14 protein-coding genes and 1 riboswitch are annotated in these 18,416 nt (G+C 35.3%); of the genes, 12 read left to right on the top strand and 2 right to left on the bottom strand.

What is annotated here, in order from left to right:
• Positions 1–501 precede the first annotated feature (501 nt).
• The 3 genes from Q9Q97_RS22195 to Q9Q97_RS22185 all read left to right on the top strand — a co-directional run bounded on the left by Q9Q97_RS22195 (position 502) and on the right by Q9Q97_RS22185 (position 4,639).
• Complete coding sequence (locus Q9Q97_RS22195; RefSeq protein ID WP_306161157.1) at positions 502–2,364, top strand: TonB-dependent siderophore receptor; 1,863 nt, start codon at positions 502–504, stop codon at positions 2,362–2,364.
• 181 nt (positions 2,365–2,545) lie between these two features.
• Positions 2,546–4,207, top strand: coding sequence for a HEAT repeat domain-containing protein (locus tag Q9Q97_RS22190; protein ID WP_306161155.1), 1,662 nt, complete (start codon positions 2,546–2,548; stop codon positions 4,205–4,207).
• 171 nt (positions 4,208–4,378) lie between these two features.
• Positions 4,379–4,639, top strand: coding sequence for a hypothetical protein (locus Q9Q97_RS22185; protein ID WP_306161153.1), 261 nt, complete (start codon positions 4,379–4,381; stop codon positions 4,637–4,639).
• A 130-nt stretch (positions 4,640–4,769) separates the two neighbouring features.
• Here the strand turns inward: Q9Q97_RS22185 and Q9Q97_RS22180 are convergent, their stop codons facing one another.
• Positions 4,770–5,528 (bottom strand): SDR family oxidoreductase, encoded by a 759-nt coding sequence (locus tag Q9Q97_RS22180; protein WP_306161151.1) that lies wholly within the window; start codon positions 5,526–5,528, stop codon positions 4,770–4,772.
• 14 nt (positions 5,529–5,542) lie between these two features.
• On the bottom strand, positions 5,543–7,123 hold the full coding sequence (locus Q9Q97_RS22175) for an FAD-dependent oxidoreductase (protein WP_306161149.1): 1,581 nt from the start codon (positions 7,121–7,123) through the stop codon (positions 5,543–5,545).
• A gap of 211 nt (positions 7,124–7,334) precedes the next feature.
• Here Q9Q97_RS22175 and Q9Q97_RS22170 point away from each other — a divergent pair, with 211 nt between their 5' ends.
• From Q9Q97_RS22170 to Q9Q97_RS22130, 9 genes are all read left to right on the top strand, one after another.
• Positions 7,335–7,670, top strand: a complete 336-nt coding sequence (locus Q9Q97_RS22170) for a hypothetical protein (protein WP_306161147.1) — start codon at positions 7,335–7,337, stop codon at positions 7,668–7,670.
• Between the two features lie 102 nt (positions 7,671–7,772).
• Positions 7,773–7,976 (top strand): hypothetical protein, encoded by a 204-nt coding sequence (locus Q9Q97_RS22165; RefSeq protein ID WP_306161145.1) that lies wholly within the window; start codon positions 7,773–7,775, stop codon positions 7,974–7,976.
• A 216-nt stretch (positions 7,977–8,192) separates the two neighbouring features.
• Positions 8,193–10,862 (top strand): PAS domain S-box protein, encoded by a 2,670-nt coding sequence (locus Q9Q97_RS22160; protein ID WP_306161143.1) that lies wholly within the window; start codon positions 8,193–8,195, stop codon positions 10,860–10,862.
• A 2-nt stretch (positions 10,863–10,864) separates the two neighbouring features.
• A complete protein-coding gene (locus tag Q9Q97_RS22155) occupies positions 10,865–11,317 on the top strand; it encodes a response regulator (protein ID WP_306161141.1) in 453 nt (150 codons plus the stop codon).
• Between the two features lie 195 nt (positions 11,318–11,512).
• Positions 11,513–11,613, top strand: a riboswitch (SAM riboswitch).
• Between the two features lie 240 nt (positions 11,614–11,853).
• Positions 11,854–12,843 (top strand): TlpA disulfide reductase family protein, encoded by a 990-nt coding sequence (locus Q9Q97_RS22150; RefSeq protein ID WP_306161139.1) that lies wholly within the window; start codon positions 11,854–11,856, stop codon positions 12,841–12,843.
• Positions 12,844–13,011: 168 nt separating this feature from the next.
• On the top strand, positions 13,012–14,487 hold the full coding sequence (locus Q9Q97_RS22145) for an aminotransferase class V-fold PLP-dependent enzyme (protein ID WP_306161137.1): 1,476 nt from the start codon (positions 13,012–13,014) through the stop codon (positions 14,485–14,487).
• A 642-nt stretch (positions 14,488–15,129) separates the two neighbouring features.
• A complete protein-coding gene (locus Q9Q97_RS22140) occupies positions 15,130–15,603 on the top strand; it encodes a cupin domain-containing protein (RefSeq protein ID WP_306161136.1) in 474 nt (157 codons plus the stop codon).
• A 117-nt stretch (positions 15,604–15,720) separates the two neighbouring features.
• On the top strand, positions 15,721–16,941 hold the full coding sequence (locus Q9Q97_RS22135; protein ID WP_306161134.1) for a DUF763 domain-containing protein: 1,221 nt from the start codon (positions 15,721–15,723) through the stop codon (positions 16,939–16,941).
• A gap of 45 nt (positions 16,942–16,986) precedes the next feature.
• Complete coding sequence (locus Q9Q97_RS22130; protein ID WP_306161132.1) at positions 16,987–18,174, top strand: MFS transporter; 1,188 nt, start codon at positions 16,987–16,989, stop codon at positions 18,172–18,174.
• The last annotated feature ends 242 nt before the right edge of the window (positions 18,175–18,416 follow it).

Below are 18,416 nucleotides of genomic sequence, written 5' to 3'. Positions count from 1 at the left end.
AATGCCACAGATTGCAAAGGTTTTTTGTCTCTCGCAGATCCCGCAGATTTAGCAGATAATTTTTAAAGAAATCTGCGAAAATCTTTATTCGGTATCCAAATCTGCTTTATCTGCAAAATCTGCGAGAAAAAATGCCACAGATTGCAAAGGTTTTTTGTCTCTCGCAGATCCCGCAGATTTAGCAGATAATTTTTAAAGAAATCTGCGGAAATCTTTATTCGGTATCCAAATCTGCTATATCTGCAAAATCTGCGAGAAAAAATAGCCACAGATTAGAAGAATTAAAAAGATTTTTATTAGCCACTAATTACACGAATTTTCACGAATTGATTTGTGCCAATTAGTGTAATTCGTGGCAACATAAAAAAAAATCTGCGAAAATCCTTTTAATCTGTGGCAAACTAAAAAAAGAATTTCAACCGGACTATCTATAATTATAAAACTGGTATGCTTTATTGGTACGGTAAGAAGCTACTTTTGCCAAAAAAATAGCAAACCAAAATGAAAAAAATCTATTTTGCTGTATTTACAGTAATTTGTACCAATTTTTACGCACAGACAAAGCAAGATTCCATTAACCAAATGGATGAAGTTATTATTAATGAAGGGCGTTTTAACACACCAATTTCCAAACAAAACAGAAACGTCTATGTGATTTCTAGCGAAACCATAAAAAAACTGCCAGGAAGAACATTGCAAGAAGTATTGCAATATGCCAACGGAGTAGACATTCGCCAAAGAGGACCGTTTGGAACTCAAGCCGACATTAGCGTTGACGGAGGAAGTTTTGAGCAGACTGTAGTTTTGCTAAACGGAGCCAAAGTTATCGATTCGCAAACGGCACATAATATGCTGAATCTGCCTCTTCCGGTTGAAGCGATCGAAAGAATTGAAGTGGTGCGTGGTCCGGCAGCGAGAATTTACGGAATCAATAGTTTAACGGGAGCGATTAATATCATTACAAAAAAGCCAACCGATTCTGGATTTATGGTAAGCACTTACGCGGGTTCTAATTTCGAAAAAGATACACAAGATACAGGAGATACTTTTTACGGAGCGGGAATTCAGGCAGGAGCAGTTTTAGGAAAAGAAAAACAGCAGCATTTAATTTTTGCTTCACACGATAAAAGCAACGGTTACCGTTACAATACAGCATTCGAAAACAATAAAATTTTCTATCAAGGAAATGTACAAATCAATGATAAAAACGAAATTTTAGGTTCTGCAGGTTACATCAACAACGGATTTGGTGCTAACGGATTTTACGCTGCGCCGGGAGATAAAAATTCTACTGAAATTGTGCAGACTACATTTGCCAATCTTCAGTCAAATCATCAAATTACAGACAGTTGGAAAATTATGCCGAGAGTAACGTATCGCTACAATTATGACGATTACCGTTATTTAGGAAATTCAAATTTAGCAGTTGGAAGAAGCCAGCATTATACGAATTCTATTGCGGGAGAATTGAACTCTACAGTGAAATTGTCTAAAGGCGAAATTGGTTTTGGAGCCGAGTTTAGAAACGAAAATATTCATTCTTCAAATATTGGAGATCACGATCGCGAAAATGTTGGTCTTTATGCAGAATATAGAACAAGTTTTACGGAAAAACTAGATGTAAATATCGGAACATATTTAAACTATAATTCCGATTATAAATGGCAGATTTATCCAGGAATTGATGCAAGTTATGCGATTACAGACGCTTTTAAAATTATTGGAAATGTGGGAACTAGCCAAAGAATTCCGTCATTCACCGATTTGTATTTGAAGCAAACAGGAAACATTGGAAACGCAGATTTAGATTCAGAAAATGCTTTTCAGAGCGAGATCGGATTTAAATACAATAAAAGAGCTTTGAGTTTTAATGCCAATTATTTCTACAGAAAAATCGACAACTATATCGACTGGATGCGTAATCTTACGACACAGCCATGGCAAAGCCAGAACACTGGAGATTTGAATACTAACGGAATCAATTTGCGTGGAACTTATAGATTCGATTTTTCTAAAGATTCTAGATTGAATATTCTTTTAGGGTACACGTATTTAGATTCTGAATTTAAAACGATGCGTACAGAAACGTATTCAAAATATGCTATTTCATCCTTAAAACATCAAATTACCAATACAATAGATTATCAGTTTAAAAACTTATCGGTAATGTTTGCTACTCGTTTTAACGAAAGAATTACAGGACCGTCTTATTGGGTAAATGATTTTAGAGTAAGTCAGACAATAAATAAATTTACTATTTTCTTAGACGGACAAAATATATTTAATGCAACTTATTATGAAGTTGGAGCAGTGCCATTGCCTTCTAGATGGTTTACTTTGGGAGTAAAACTGGTTACTTTTTAAAAATACTTTTATTTAGGATTAGATTGTTATAAAAGCCTGCAAACTTTGTGTTTGCAGGTTTTTTGATCTATAAATATTCTTATATTCGCTAGAATATATTTAAAATATCAACAAAAAAACGTTTTGTTGGCATATAAAAGGAGGTAACAATTGTTTTATTCGAAATGATAAAAAAATAGAAATGAAAATAAAATTAATCAGTACAATTATTCTGCTAACTTTTTTTACAAAGGCTCAATGTCAGTATGTAACAAACTTTAAAGCTGATTTTAAATTGTCTTTGAACAAATCATTTAATGAAGATCAACTAAATGATTTATTTACAAAATATTCAAATCTTTTAACTCCGCAAAGCGATATTACACAATTGAGCTCTAGGTTGAAAGGAGAAACTTTGTCGAATTTTCCTTTAAGCGATTTCAAAAATGACGATTTATATATTGAGAACATTGATAAAATGTTGAATTCAGTAAACGCTTATCAACGCTTATTTTCCTATTTAATTATTGGCGCCTCCAATGATCTAACTAGAGAAGAACAATTATTAAATAAACTAAAAACAGAGAAGGATAAAGGGAATTTGATTTGGTGCGGAATGGCGCTTCTTCATTTAAAAACAAAGCATACTACTGAATTGTTTGATTTTTTAGTAGAAAATGAAAATTTTGGAGATGCTCATTTACTACCATTATTTTTTAAATTAGATAAAAATAATTTACAAGAAACAGCTTATCAAAGATATAATAGTGATAACATAAAAGCTAGAATTTTAGCAATTCAGATCTTATCAAAAACTGGAAAAAACCCCGAAACGGAGAAAATTGTTTTAGATGCTGTTAAAAATTGGGATATGAACATTAAAGGATATGCAATTTATACGGTAAAAGAACTTCAAATAGGGAATTTGCTAGAAACCGTTAAACCATTTTTAGATAATGATAATACAAGAAAAATTACTTTGCAAGCTTTAGCAAATAGTCCAACCAGTAGTGACAATGAGTATTTAAAATTATTAATAAATGAAAAAGAGACTGTTTCAGATGATTTATTAAATTGTTTTCTTGAATCGAAAAACATTGAAAATGTAAAATACTGGTTAGAATTACTGAAATCGAAAAAGGTTTCAAATGATTATTACTTTTCAGTTCCGCTAAATAAAATTCTTTATTCTGACGAATTATTGCCCTATATTCAAAATACTTTAAAAGAATGTAAAAACGAAAAAATAATTGAAGAACTAGTTAGAGCATTACAAAGTAGAAATGATGTTGAAAGTACAACTATTTTGTTAGGCTTTTTAAAACACAAAAACGAAACGATAAGATATTGGAGTGCAGATGCATTAAAAGGAAATAAAAGTCAAAAATTAATTGACCTTTTGCCAAGTTTAATAAATGATGAGAAATATAGAACAGTAGCTTTGGTAAATTTATTTGTTGAGAATAATGTTAATGATCAGCAAATTACATTTGAAAAAATATATAAAAATAATAGCAAAGACTCCGATTGGGAAAGAGGATCAATAGAATATTTAGCAAATTTTCCTTTAGAAAGGTATACACAACTTTTTAGAAAAATTTTAAAAAATAATCAATCAGATTTTGCCATTAGATATGATGCCGCATTGGGATTAGGAAGATTAAAAGATGTTGATTCTGTTGATTTACTGATTCAAGTTTGTGAAGAAACCAGAAAAGAAAGCGATGTAAATTCAAGAATATACCTGCAGGCATTAGCAATGATTAAAGGAGAAAAAGCACGAAATGAAATTAAATCATTTTTAAATAGCAATGAACAAGTTGTGGTAGAACTTGCAATCGAATTATTAGACAATTGGGATTAAATATGGACAATGCCAATTAATGAGCTATCAAATAGAATCATATAAACTTTCTCCAAAATAATGTAACAATTTCTTGGCGTAATTTGCTGAATTTTACCAATCTATGAAAACGAAGTAATAATCATACTTTCAGTTTCTTCAGTTTCTGATGGTATAAAAAACGAATTAAAAATGGATACAAGAAATGAACCAAACGATTTATTCCAAGATGGAATCGATCGTACGCAAGAATCAAATTGGGATCCTATTTTGGGTTATCAGATGTATTTTCCAAGTGAAGAAAATAAAGATGATCAGCTGAGTGAAAGAAATAATCCTATTCAACAGCCTAATACTGGAGATTGGGGAGATGATGCCGATTATGAAGAACTTAGGCATAAAGATAATTTGCACAGAGACATTGCAGAAAATGATGCCACAAAAATAGATTAAGAAAGAGAGCAGTATTACTACTGCTCTTTTTTTGTTGATTTTGTTACAAAATATCAAAATAAAAACACCTGCACAGTAAATTGCACAGGTGTTTTCAAATTAAAAAAATGAAAAAAGTGAGGGTTTATTTTTAAATAATTTGCAAATGAGGTCTTACTTGGATACTGACTATATCGCAACGTTTCGGCTGTGCCAAACAGAACAAAACGCTCATTGCGATGTCTTTTGCTTCAAGCATTTCCATATCTTTTATTTTTTCTTTTTGTTCTTCTTTTGAATCCGGCTGCATATCGCTCATTACTGCTCCCGGTTCTACATGCGAAACTTTAATTCCCAACGGATTTATTTCTTTTCGAAGTGCAGTGCTAAATCCTCTAATCGCGGTTTTGGTTGCGACATAGATAACGCCTGTTTTTTCTTTTACTTCGGCACTCATAGAACCAATATTGACAATATGACCTGATTTCTGTTCTTTCATTCGATTGACAGCTTCTTTCGCGAAAGCGATATATCCAAGAATATTAGTTTCTAAAATATATTTCCAGTCATCATATTCGCCTTCAATAATTCCTCTGGCAGGAAGAGCAGCATTATTAATTAAAATATCGATGCCGCCAAGAACTTTATCGACCCTGTCCCAGATTCTTTCAATATCTTCTTTTTGGGTAATATCTGCTGTTTCTCCATAGATTTCTCCTTTCGATGATTTCTCCTTAATATCATCCATGGCTTTGTAAAAGTCGTGTTCGTCCCTTCCAAAAATAAACACACGGCCACCAAGAGAAACAAGCAAATCTGCAATTGCTTTACCAATTCCTGTTGTACCGCCAGTGATCACAATTCGTTTGTGGCAGATAGTATCTTTAAAGTAATTCGACAAGATTTCCATATTATATATTTTTATTATTTTATTTTAAGATCTTTTAAGTTGCTTTCGGCTGGGCCATTAATTACCGTTCCATCAGAAGAAAATCTCGAGCCGTGGCAAGGACAGTCAAACGATTTTTCGTCAGAATTCCATTGTACCACACAGCCCAAATGCGGACAAACCGCTGAAAAAGCATGTAAGGTTTTGTCATAATCTCGGTACACCGCAATTTTTCGCAAGCCGACAGAAAGAATCCCGCCGTCTCCAGCTTCTAAGTCAGCTGTATTGTTAAGGTCAGATGCCGTAATCCAGTCCAGATATTGTGAAGCCATATTTCCAGCTTCTTTCAAATAATCGCCCATAGCTTTAAAAGTTATTCGCGACGGACTGTACAAATCCTGCCATTTGTTTTCAATTCCCTGAATCATATCTGTAATAATCATAGCTCCAATCGTAGCATGCGTCATTCCGTTTCCAGAATCTCCTGTAATCACAAATACATTTTTGTCTCCAGGATTTCTGCCAAGAAAACCTAAAGAATCAAAAGGTTCCATAACTTGTCCTGACCATTTATAACTGATTTCGTCTAAAAGAGGAAAGTATTTTTTAGCCCAAATTTCCAAAAGTTCGTAGCGCGAAAATTCAGAAACTCCTTCTTCATCGGATTGTCCGGTTTTGTGGTCTTCTCCGCCAACAATCAGTAAATCATATTCATCATCAAAATTTTGCAAGCGTACATAATGATAAGGCTGCGCGACCCATTTCGATTCTGGATCTCCAGTATCCCACCATAAAGCGTGAGGGAGACTGCCTTTCGGAATTTTTCCTGCAATCACATATGTTCTGTAAGCGTGCTGTTTGGTATGCATGGTAAGAACATCATTAATAGGCGTATTGGTTGCCACAACTATATATTGAGCAGAAAAATTATAGCCATTTACAGTGGCACCTTTATCGTCTATATTTTCTGCGTGAGCTTCGGTATAAATAGTTCCGCCCAAATCTATTACCGCTTTAGAAAGAGCTTTTAAATAATGCAAAACATGAAACTGCGCCTGATTTTTAAATGCTAAACATCTTTGATCCTGAGCTTCTGCCAAAGAAGGAGTATGATTTAAAAGAACCGTTTCCAGTCCTGCGTTTTGAGTGGCTTCAAACTCTTTATCGAGATTTTTTTCCTTGTCATTTGGGTGAAGAAATAAATAGCCATTTACGCGTTCAAAGTCGCAATCTATATTTAATTCAGTAACAATTTTTTCAATTTCGTCAATAGCAACAGAATGGCTTTCGGCAGCAAGTCTTGCATTTTCTTTTCCAAAAGTGCTTTGAAGGTAGTAATATCGATCGTCTAGCGCACAAGTCAGATGTGCTGTAGTTCGTCCAGTTTCTCCGCTACCAATGAAACCGTCTTCAGCCAAAACTACTTTTTTTCCTGCTTTCAAAAGTTTATAAGCAGTTGTAAGTCCAGCAATACCGCCTCCAATAATCAAAACTTCCGTTTTAATATCCTGATTTGGCTTTTCAAAGGCAATTATATCGGTAGAATCAATCCAGAAAGAAACATTATCGCCAGATGAGATACTGCCTTCATTTATATTTTGATTTAGATTTTCCATTGTTTATTCTTTTTAAGGCGCTAAAACATTTATATCAAAGCTACTAAGTAAAAATAGGAGAAGGCTTACAGCATTATTTCTAAAATTTTATAGGATTTCCAGTATGATTTTATATAACAATAAAAAGAAATGGTATAAACGTAACCGATTTATAAATAGTTACTTAGCTTTTACGAAATCAAACAAGTTTAAAAATAGAAAAGCAATTATTATGAAAGCAATTCAGCAAACGACAATTATGATTCTGATTATCTTCAGCGGATTATTAATTTCTTGTAAAAACAATAAAGACGGCTATAGTGATGAAATAGATACCGTTATTTCACCCCTTGACAGTGCAAAAAGTACAACAGACAGCATAAAAACGGAAGAACATATTTCTACCAATATCGAAACGACACAAAAAAACGGTTCTGAAAGTACGGCGGGAACAGGAAGTGGACCTGGAGAAAGTTCGCAAGACGGCTCGACTTATACCAGTGCTGCCGGACTGCAGAAAGATAGTTTGAGACACCAAAGAGATACGGTAAAAAGTAAAAAGAAGTAATTCATTATATAAGAAGTTTTTAAAATTGTGTAAAAATCACATTTGTAAAAACGGTTATTTTTATACTTATTAAATTAAAAATATTCATTTAAAAATATAATTATGAAAACGCAGATTTTAACTAGAGCCGCTTTCTTGGTTCTTCTGACAGGATTGGTATTTTCTTGCAAGAAAAATGAAAGCGCAACAATAGATTCATACGAAAATGATACTATTCAAAATACGATTGACACAGTGGGACCAGAAGTTGATACGATCAATATGGACACCACAACGACCGTTAAAGCCGATTCTATCAAGCAATAACGATTCGTAATAAAAACAAGTAAAAGCTGAATCTTCATGATTCGGCTTTTTTTGATTTTTTAATTCAAATACAAAGAATTTATAGATGATTAAATTCACTTTAACAAATCTTTAAAGTAATTGCCTTTTTCTCTATATTTGAGAAAGAATTTAACAAATTTATATGCCTTTGGTATCCAGAAACAACATTAGAAAGTATTCTTACTCAGTACGATAATGGAGCTAATAAATAATTTAGACCTTTTTCAGACCGTTTTTAATTCTGCACCAAATGGTATTGCAGTGCTAAAATCTTTGCGCAATAGCAAAAATAAAATTCAAGATTTTTCGATACTGTTATTGAATACTTACTTTGTCAACTGGATCAAAAATGAAGACTACAAGGGAAAAAGATTCAGCCATATTTTCTCCAAAATAGAAGGCAATATTCTTGAAAAGCTTATTGAAACTGCAGAAACTGGAATTGCCACCAATTTCGAACAATCGTACCAAGGCGAGACCGCAAAATTCTGTCTCAAATTTACCGCTGTCAAACAAGATGATTTGTTAGTAGTGACAATGGAAGACATTACCGAAAAGAAAGAGGCAGAAAGGGCTTTGACCAATGCATTGGCAGACGCAGAGAAACAGAAAAGACTTTATAATTCCATTATATATGCAACTCCCGATTTGGTTTACGTATTTGATCTTGACTATAAGTTCACGTACGCAAACAAAGCCTTATTGAATATGTGGGGGAAATCGGCAGAGGATGCCATCGGCCGCGGATTAAGAGAAAATGGTTATGAAGAATGGCATGCCGAAATGCATGAACGAGAGATAGATACTGTAGTGGCAGAAAAAAGAGCCGTGAGAGGAACAGTTTCTTTTCCGCATGCTGAATTGGGAAGAAGAATTTACGATTATATTTTAGTTCCTGTATTTAATGATAAAGGGGAGGTTGAGGTGGTTGCCGGAACGACTCGAGATATTACAGAGAGCAAGCAGGCCGAAGAAAAATTGCAGCAAAGCGAAAATCGTTTCCGAAAAATGATTCATCAGACTCCTGCACCAACTTTAGTGCTTAAAGGTGACGATCTTGTTATTGAGCAAATCAATAAACACATGTTGCAAATGATTGGCCGCGGAGAAGAAATTATCGGCATGCGATTGATCGATGTCTTGCCCGAACTCGAAGGTCAATATGTGTGGGAACAGGTTCTAAAGGTTTATAACGAAGGAATTCCTTTTGACCAGAGTGAAGTTTTGGTGCCGCACAATCGTACAGGAGAACTTAAAAATTACTATTATAATCTGGCTTATCGTCCATTAATAGAAGATGGACAGATAACAGGAATGATTCAGGTAGCCGTTGAGGTGACACAGCAAGTTGTGGCACGCCAAAAGATGGAAGAAAGTGAAAGCCGTTTTAGAGCTTTAGTCAATGCCTCATCCGATTTGGTTTACCGTATGGACGCCGACTGGATGATTATGCACAGTCTCGAAGGAGGTGGAAGACTTTCTGGCGCTGGCGGACACGGCATTAACTGGCTGGATAAGTTTGTGCATCCTAGCGATTTGGAACAGGCTGTTCATCTCATTTCTAAATCTATTGTAGAGAAAAGCATTTTTGAAATGGAGCACAAAGTCATCAATGCAGACGATTCTGTTAGCTGGGTTTTTTCGAGAGTGGTACCGATATTAGATGACAAACAAAGAATAATAGAATGGTTTGGTGCAGCAAGTGATATTACTTCGCAAAAAGAACTTCAAAATGTAATTGCAGAAAGCGAGGAAAAATTCAGACAGCTTGCAGATCTGGTTCCGCAAATTATTTGGACAGCCCAGCCAGACGGATTTATAGATTATTATAACAGCCGCTGGTACGAATATACAGGTTTTAACAAAAATGAATTTGGCGATTCGAGTTGGGTTCCGACACTTCATCCAGATGATGTTTCTATGGTTTTAAAAACTTGGTACCAAAGTGTTCATGCAGGGACTTCGTATCAGATAGAATTTCGTTTAAAAAATGGAAGCACAGGCGAATACCGCTGGTTTTTGAGTAAAGCGCTTCCTATTAGAGATAAAGAGGGAATAATTACGAATTGGTTTGGTACGTGTACCGATATTCACGAGCAAAAATCTATTACCGAAAAATTAGAAATTTTGGTAGCAGACCGCACCAAAGAATTGCAAAGATCGAATGATGATTTACAGCAGTTTGCGCATGTTGCGTCGCACGATTTAAAAGAACCTGTCCGAAAAATAAAAACTTTTGTAAGCCGTCTAGAAGATCACTTGGAAGGAAAACTAGACGAATCGGCATCCAAATATATTGAGAGAGTTCACGTTGCGGCAGACCGTATGTTTAATATGATTGATGGCGTGCTGGCGTATTCTAAAATCAATGCCGATTCGCAAAAAGCAACAATGGTCGATTTAAATGAAGTCATTAAAAATATAGAAACCGATCTCGAAATTGCACTTCAAAAAACAGGCGGTAAAATTTATTATGAAGAACTTCCAGTTTTGGAAGGAGCTTTGGTATTATTGTATCAGCTTTTCTATAATTTGATTAACAATTCCATTAAATTTGCTAGAGAAAATACGCCTTCGCAAATTACGGTTACAGCGACTGAAAAGATGGAAGACGGCAACAGAATTGCAATAATTACTGTAGAAGATAACGGAATTGGTTTTGACCTCGATCAGACGGGACGTATTTTTGAAACTTTTACCCGCCTAAATTCTAAAGACCGTTACGAAGGAACTGGCCTAGGTTTATCGCTGTGTAAAAAAATAGCAGAACGTCATGGAGGAAGTATTACCGCAACAGGAATTGCCAATAAAGGAGCTGTTTTTATTGTTACATTGCCATTTGAACAAAAAGAAAAAGACATTTAATTATGAGTAAAAAGATAATTTTATTAGCTGATGATGACAGAGACGATACAGAAATGTTTTGTGAAGCTCTGGCTGATATCGATGAAAATATTATTTGTCATTGTGCTGAAAATGGTGATAAAGCACTAAAAATGCTTAAAAACGAAGATAAAATTCCAGGTGTTGTTTTTCTAGATTTAAATATGCCCATTCTAAATGGCTGGGAATGTTTGAAAGAATTAAAAGCAGATGAGCGCTATAAAGAAATCCCTGTGATTATGATTTCTACTTCTTCGCATAAAAATGATATGGACACAGCAGCAAATCTTGGCGCTGTCTGTTATTTTGTAAAGCCAAATAATTTTAACGATTTAAAACAAGTGCTTCAATTTATTACTTCTAATCTCGAAAAAGGATTAAAAGAAGCGCTTCCAACTCTCGAAAAAAATAAATACTTGCATGTTTTTTCTTTTTAAATGAATAAAACGTCTGAATTTCTTTTATAAAAAAGGTATCATAACAAAAAATAACTTTGTTTTAATTTGTTGTTTTTCAGTTGCTAAAGTGTGCTGAAAGAGTTTTTAAATAAATTTTACAAAAAAACACAATTCAAACTATACTAATTCGGTAGAATTAATATATATTTGTAACACAGAAAATTTATATAATGATACTTATCCAGAAAGACTGAGGGAATAGGCCCATTGATGTCTTAGCAACCTGTTGCCGAATAAGGTGCTAAATCCTTCCGCTGTGTGCGGGCAGATAAGAAAGATTTCTCCGTAAATCTGTTTAAGATCATAATGTTAATCTTTAATTTTTTTTAAATGAAAGCAGAATCCATTTTGTACGCGAGTTACGAGCTTTTGAATTTAATTTTCGAAGAAAACAGCTTTGCCTTTTTCTGAATGAGAAAATTCTAGTTCCACGAGATTCTTTCTTTAATCATATCGCTAATGGCTTTTGTCATTGGCCTGAAATTCTTTTGTCTAATCTAAAAACTAAAAATAAAATGAAAAAAATACTATTAGGTTTTGCTTTGCTTCTGGGTGCTTTTCAAACTCAAGCGCAGGAAAATAATTTACAGTTAAAAGGAACCGTTGTCGATACTGTGGTACAATATGTCTACTTGCAGAAGTTTCACAATAAAATGTTTACCACAATTGATTCGGCAAAAGTAAAAGACGGAAATTTTAGTTTTAAAACCAAAGTAAAAACACCAGAATTATACGGATTAAGCGTTAATACCGAAAGTTCGCCTTTGTATATTTTTCTCGAAAAAGATCCCATTACAGTAAAATTAAATCCGAAGAAATATTATACCGCTTCAGTTGTTGCAGGTTCGGCCTCTCAGGACTTGTTCGAAACTTACAAAAAAACGAAGGACGTCGAAATCAGCAAATTCATAACAGAACATCCAAAATCTATTGTTTCGGCTTATGTGCTGTATAGAAACTGGTCGTACCGATTAACGCCAGAACAGATTACGCAAAACATTGCTTTATTAGATAAAAGTCTTCAAAATACCACTTACGTGAAAGAATTAAAAGAACTGGTTACCGTTTTAGACGGATTAGCGGTGGGTAAAAAAGCCCCTGATTTTACAGCCAATGATCCTGAAGGAAAACCAGTTCGCCTTTATGAAAACTTAAAAGGCTACACTTTGGTCGATTTTTGGGCTTCTTGGTGTGGACCATGCAGAAAAGAGAATCCGAATATTGTGGCGGCTTACAAGGAATTTCACGATAAAGGATTCAATATTGTGGCAATCTCATTAGATAAAAAGAAAGAAAATTGGATTAAAGGAATTAAAGACGATAATCTAACATGGACACACGTTTCTGATTTGCTTTTCTGGAACAGTGCCGTTGCCAAATTATACGGAGTAAGAGCCATTCCGGGAAATTATTTAATTGATTCTAAAGGAACAATCGTTGCCAAAAACCTTCACGGAGAAGAATTGCAGACTACGTTAAAATCACTTTTAGAGAATAAAATTTAAGACCCAATCTTGTCATTCCGAGGAACGAGGAATCACACTAGAGAATCCATATAGAAAGTCGCCAATCTTTGTCGAGTTGCGTGTGAGATTCCTCGTTCCTCGGAATGACAAAAATTGGAGTGAACAATACAACAATACAATTTAGTTAATTTAAAAAATGTAAAGGATATGAATGCTATTGAGCCAACAGTAAAACCAACAGAACCGGAGTGTTACTTTTCTAAGTTTAGAGAAAACACGGTAGGAATTAATCATACTTTCGAATCGGTTTATGGAGAACAGAATTTAGTATACGCCGACTGGGTGGCCAGCGGAAGATTATACCATCCGATCGAAGAGATAATGCTTAATAAAATTGGTCCAATGATTGCCAATACGCATTCACTTTCAAGTCAGACCGGAAAAACGTCGACTTATGCTTATCAATATGCGAGAGATATTATAAAAAAATCGGTCAATGCGAGCGAGTCGGATGTTTTGGTCGCTACGGGAAGCGGGATGACGGCGGCTTTATCGAAATTGCAACGCATTATGGCGCTCCGAACAAAATCAGAAGAAGACAGGCCTGTGGTTTTTATTACGCATATGGAACACCATTCGAATCAAGTTTCTTGGTACGAAACAAATGCTGAAGTTGTGATTTTGGAACCTGATGAAAATAATTTGGTCAATCCAGAAGCACTTTCTTTAGCAATGAAAAAATATGCGAATAGAACTTTAAAAATCGGTTCGTTTACAGCTTGTTCGAATGTTACTGGAATTATTACGCCTTATCATGAATTGGCCAAAATCATGCATCAAAATGGCGGACTTTGTTTTGTCGATTTTGCTGCTTCGGCACCGTATGTTGCAATCGATATGCATCCAGAAGATCCAGAACAGCAATTGGATGCGATTTTCTTTTCTCCGCATAAATTTTTGGGCGGACCTGGGACTTGCGGCATTTTGGTTTTTGATGAAAAATTATACCAATCCGATTTTCCAGATAATCCGGGCGGTGGAAACGTAAAATGGACGAATCCGTTAGGGAAATATTGTTACAGCGATAGTATAGAAGTTAAAGAAGATGGCGGAACTCCGGGGTTTCTACAAGTTATTCGAACTGCTTTGGCTTTAGAATTAAAAGAACAAATGGGAGTGGAGAATATCAAAAATAGAGAAAAAGAATTGCTTGATCTCTGTTTTTCAAGACTTCAGAAAATATCAGGATTGTCCATTTTAGGAGATTTAACAACAGAAAGAATTGGCTGTGTTTCTTTTGTGATCGAAGACATTCATTACAATTTGATTGTACGTCTTCTAAATGACCGTTTCGGAATTCAGGTTCGCGGTGGCTGGTCTTGTGCGAGTACGTATGCGCACTATCTTTTTAATATTAATGAAAAGAAGTCGGCTGAAATTACAAATGAATTGTTGCAACGAAATCAGACCAATAAGCCAGGTTGGGTTCGTTTGTCGCTGCATCCGATTATGAGCAATGAAGAGCTTTTTTATATCTGCGACGCGATTGAAAAAATAGCTTTGAATTATAAAAAATGGAAGAAAGATTATGAATATAATCCCGTTTCAAATGAATTTGAAAATCCAGCAATAAAAGATAACATCACGAGAGATGTAGAAGATTGGTTTAAGTTAGTTGAGTAGTTAAGTGTTCCGTAGGAATATCTAGTCAGTAGTTCTGCGGAATTAAGTTTTGTTTTTTTTTGTTAAACCCGACAGTTCCGAGATTTCGCAACTGTCGGGTTTTAAAATAACATAACAGAGATAATTATAAATTCCGTAGGAATATCTCATCGGTAGAAAAAAAATAGGATTGTTTGGTGTTTGTGCCCTGTAGGGACACCCTGATAGAGAATTATATTTTGTGTCAATCAAACGTTCCTACGGAACGTATAATCGCTACCTAAATTTGATTGTACCAACGAAACATTCCTATGGAATGAAGTTGTTGTTTTGTGTTTAAACCTGACAGGTTTTTAAAACCTGTCAGGTTTCTGAGACAACCTCACGAGCAATGCAAGTTAGATTGAGGAATATATATTCCGTAGGAATATCTCGTCGGTAGAAAAAATAGGATTGTTTGGTGTTTGTGTCCTGTAGGGACACCTGATAGAGAGAATTAAATTTCCGTTTAATCAAACGTTCCTACGGAACGCATAATCGCTACCTAAATTTGATTGTACCAACGAAACATTCCTATGGAATGAGGTTGTTGTTTTGTGTTAAACCTGACAGGTTTTAAAAACCTGTCAGGTTTCTAATTGACTTAAGTAAATAAAATAAATAATGAGAACAATACCACGAAGAATCGTAACGGGTTTACGAGATGGAAAATCAATTATAGAACAAGATGCAATTGTTACCAATGTGTCGGAACATTTTCCGGGACTGATTATTTCAGATATTTGGTCGACAGATTCGACACCAGCAAAATTTGAAGAAAAAGTTATAGAGAATACCGCTTTTCCAAATACGCCAAAAAACGGAAGCTATTTTCGTTATGTCCAGATTCCGCCCGATAAAGATTTGGGAATAATAGCGCCAGAAGGACAGCCTCATCCATTAATGCACCAGACGGATACTTTGGATTATATCATTATTATTTCGGGAGAAATTTACCTGATTGTCGATGAAGAAGAAACTTTACTGCAAGCTGGAGATATTGTAATTCAGCGCGGAACCAATCATGCTTGGAGTAATCGATCGGAGTCGCCATGTATTCAATTGGCTGTTTTATTAGATGCAGTGAAAGTAGGCTAATAATTAAGACTAGGTTTGTCTGTTATTTCTATGATTCACAATTCAGAATTTACAACTGACAATTAACAATTACTACCATGTATTTTGTTTATTTTTGCAGGATTATAATTCTAGCAAATGAAACGTTCGGGCACAGCAGATCTTCCTCTTCATTATGGACACGTTCCATTGTGGCTTGCCGAACGAATGTCTAAATTGGGTTTGGCCATTGTCGAAACCATTGCGATGGAATTTTCAACAGCTGAGGTTATCAGCAAATTAAGCAATCCGTTCTGGTTTCAGAGTTTTGGAGCCGTTATGGGAATGGACTGGCATTCTTCAGGCATTACCACTTCGGTGCTTGGAGCATTAAAAAAATCGGTTAATCCGCATTCTAAAGAACTCGGAATTTACATTTGCGGAGGCAAAGGAAAACATTCTATGGCAACGCCGCAGGAACTTTTATTCGTCGGAGAAAAAACTGGTCTTGACGGAAATAATCTTGCCAGTTGCAGCCGACTTACCGCAAAAGTGGACAATACCGCCATTCAAGACGGATTTCAATTGTATCAGCATAATTTTATTGTCGATAATAAAGGGCAATGGGCGGTTATTCAGCAGGGAATGAATCCGAATTCTCGAACAGCCAGAAGATATCATTGGCATTCACAAGATTTAAAGTCTTTTATAAACGAGCCGCATACTTTTATTTATGGTGAAAATCAAGGCGCTATTTTAAATCTTACGGCCAACGCTGCAACCAAATCTAGAGAAGGCATTTTAGAATTGGTAAAAGAATCTCCAGTTAAAATCACAAAAGAAATGCAGCATCTTTCTATGCCTTCTCATCACGATGTGAGAATGGAAGATGTGAACATGAAAAGATTGGGTGCCATGCTTTGGGCTACTCACGAAAACAAGCCAGAAGATTTTGAAGAACTATTGCTTTTAAAAGGAATGGGGCCAAGAGCTTTACAGTCATTAGCCTTAGTAAGCGAAATAATTTATGGAACACCGACACGATTTGAAGATCCGGCACGTTTTTCATTTGCTCACGGCGGAAAAGACGGACATCCGTTTCCTGTTCCCGTAAAAATTTACGACGAAACCATAGATACACTTCAAAGAGCTATTAATCGTGCTAAAATCGGTAATAGCGATAAACTGAGCGCCATTCAGAAACTATCTGAAATTTCGCGAAAAGCAGAAGAAAGTTTCACCCCAAATTCCAATTTTGATGCTTTGATTCAGAGAGAAAGAGAAGAATCGCATAAATATGGCGGAAGAACCGTTTTTGGAGAAGCAAAACCTCCTAAAAAGAAACCCGATACGCCAAACAATCAGCTGGAATTGTTTTAAAAATTACAATTTTCTTCCAGCCTTTAGTTATTTAAAAGTTCAATAATGCCACAAAACGAAAAATCAATTTATACTCTACAGTTCATTTTACTTTGCTTGAGTTCTTTACTATTTTCATCAAGCTTTAATATGATGATTCCCGAGCTTCCCAATTATTTGAGCAGTTTGGGAGGAGCAGAATACAAAGGACTTATTATTTCTTTATTTACCTTAACAGCAGCTATTTCGCGTCCATTTAGCGGTAAGCTGACAGACAAATGGGGACGTGTTCCCGTTATGGCAATAGGTTCGTCGGTTTGTGTAGTTTGCGGATGCCTTTATCCTGTTTTGAGTTCTGTTTCAGGATTTTTATTGTTGCGCTTGGTTCATGGTTTTTCTACAGGATTTAAACCGACATCAACATCAGCTTATGTGGCAGATATTATTCCGCAGCACAGATGGGGAGAAGCGCTCGGAATGCACGGATTGTGTTTTAGTATTGGCGGTGCATTAGGGCCAGCATTGGGTAGTATGATTGTAAATCTATACGGCATTAATGCGATGTTTTACAGCTCGTCTTTTCTAGCGTTTTTTTCAATCATTATTGTAATGAACATGAAAGAAACTCTTGCCAAAAAAGAAAAACTGAACAGATCAATGTTTATTATTGGTCGAAAAGATATTGTTGATAGAAATGTATTTCCGGCGGGAATTATCACGTTTCTTTCTTACACCGCATTCGGACTTATTTTGACTTTAATTCCAGATTGGAGCGAGCATTTGGGAGCCACAAATAAAGGAATATTTTTCACGGCATTTACAGTAGCTTCGGTTATGGTTCGTTTTGGAGCGGGAAAAGTTTCAGACAGATACGGACGGCCAAAGGTTATAATGGCGGGATTATTTATAACGGCTTTTGCTCTTTTTATGATAAGTGAAGGAAAAGATATTCAGATGCTTTTAGTCGGAGCTGGAATTTACGGAATTGGTACGGGTATTTTATCTCCCGCAATTAGTGCTTGGACTATTGATTTAAGTAATCCCGATCATCGCGGAAAAGCGGTTGCAACCATGTATATTTCGATGGAACTCGGAATTGGATGTGGTGCACTTTTAGGAGGAAGTTATTACAGCGATCAGATTACGCGAATTCCACAGATCATGAAATTTGATATTATGCTTTTCGTTATAGGAATTTTGTATTTGACTTATTGGGCTAGAAATAAAAAGAAAAATCGCGAAACTTTATCATAAAGTATAAAGAATCCGAAGGATTCAAATGTTTATAGCAGACAAATCTCTCGTTGCTATTTGACCCCGAAGGGGTCATATTCACAGTGAGATATACAATTCTATAAACATTTGAATCCTTCGGATTCTTTATAGTGAACTTCAAAATAAAATAAAAAGCACATCAGAAAACCTGTAAATTTATTTTCACAGTTTTGATTAACTCGTTGGGTGTGATGATGTAAAAATGCAATTTGTGTGAATTA

The sequence above is a fragment of the Flavobacterium sp. DG2-3 genome (genome assembly GCF_030730925.1).
Taxonomy (GTDB): Bacteria; Bacteroidota; Bacteroidia; order Flavobacteriales; family Flavobacteriaceae; genus Flavobacterium.
The sequence above is the reverse complement of the archived record's forward strand: the minus strand, read 5'-3'. Positions and strand labels throughout refer to the sequence as shown.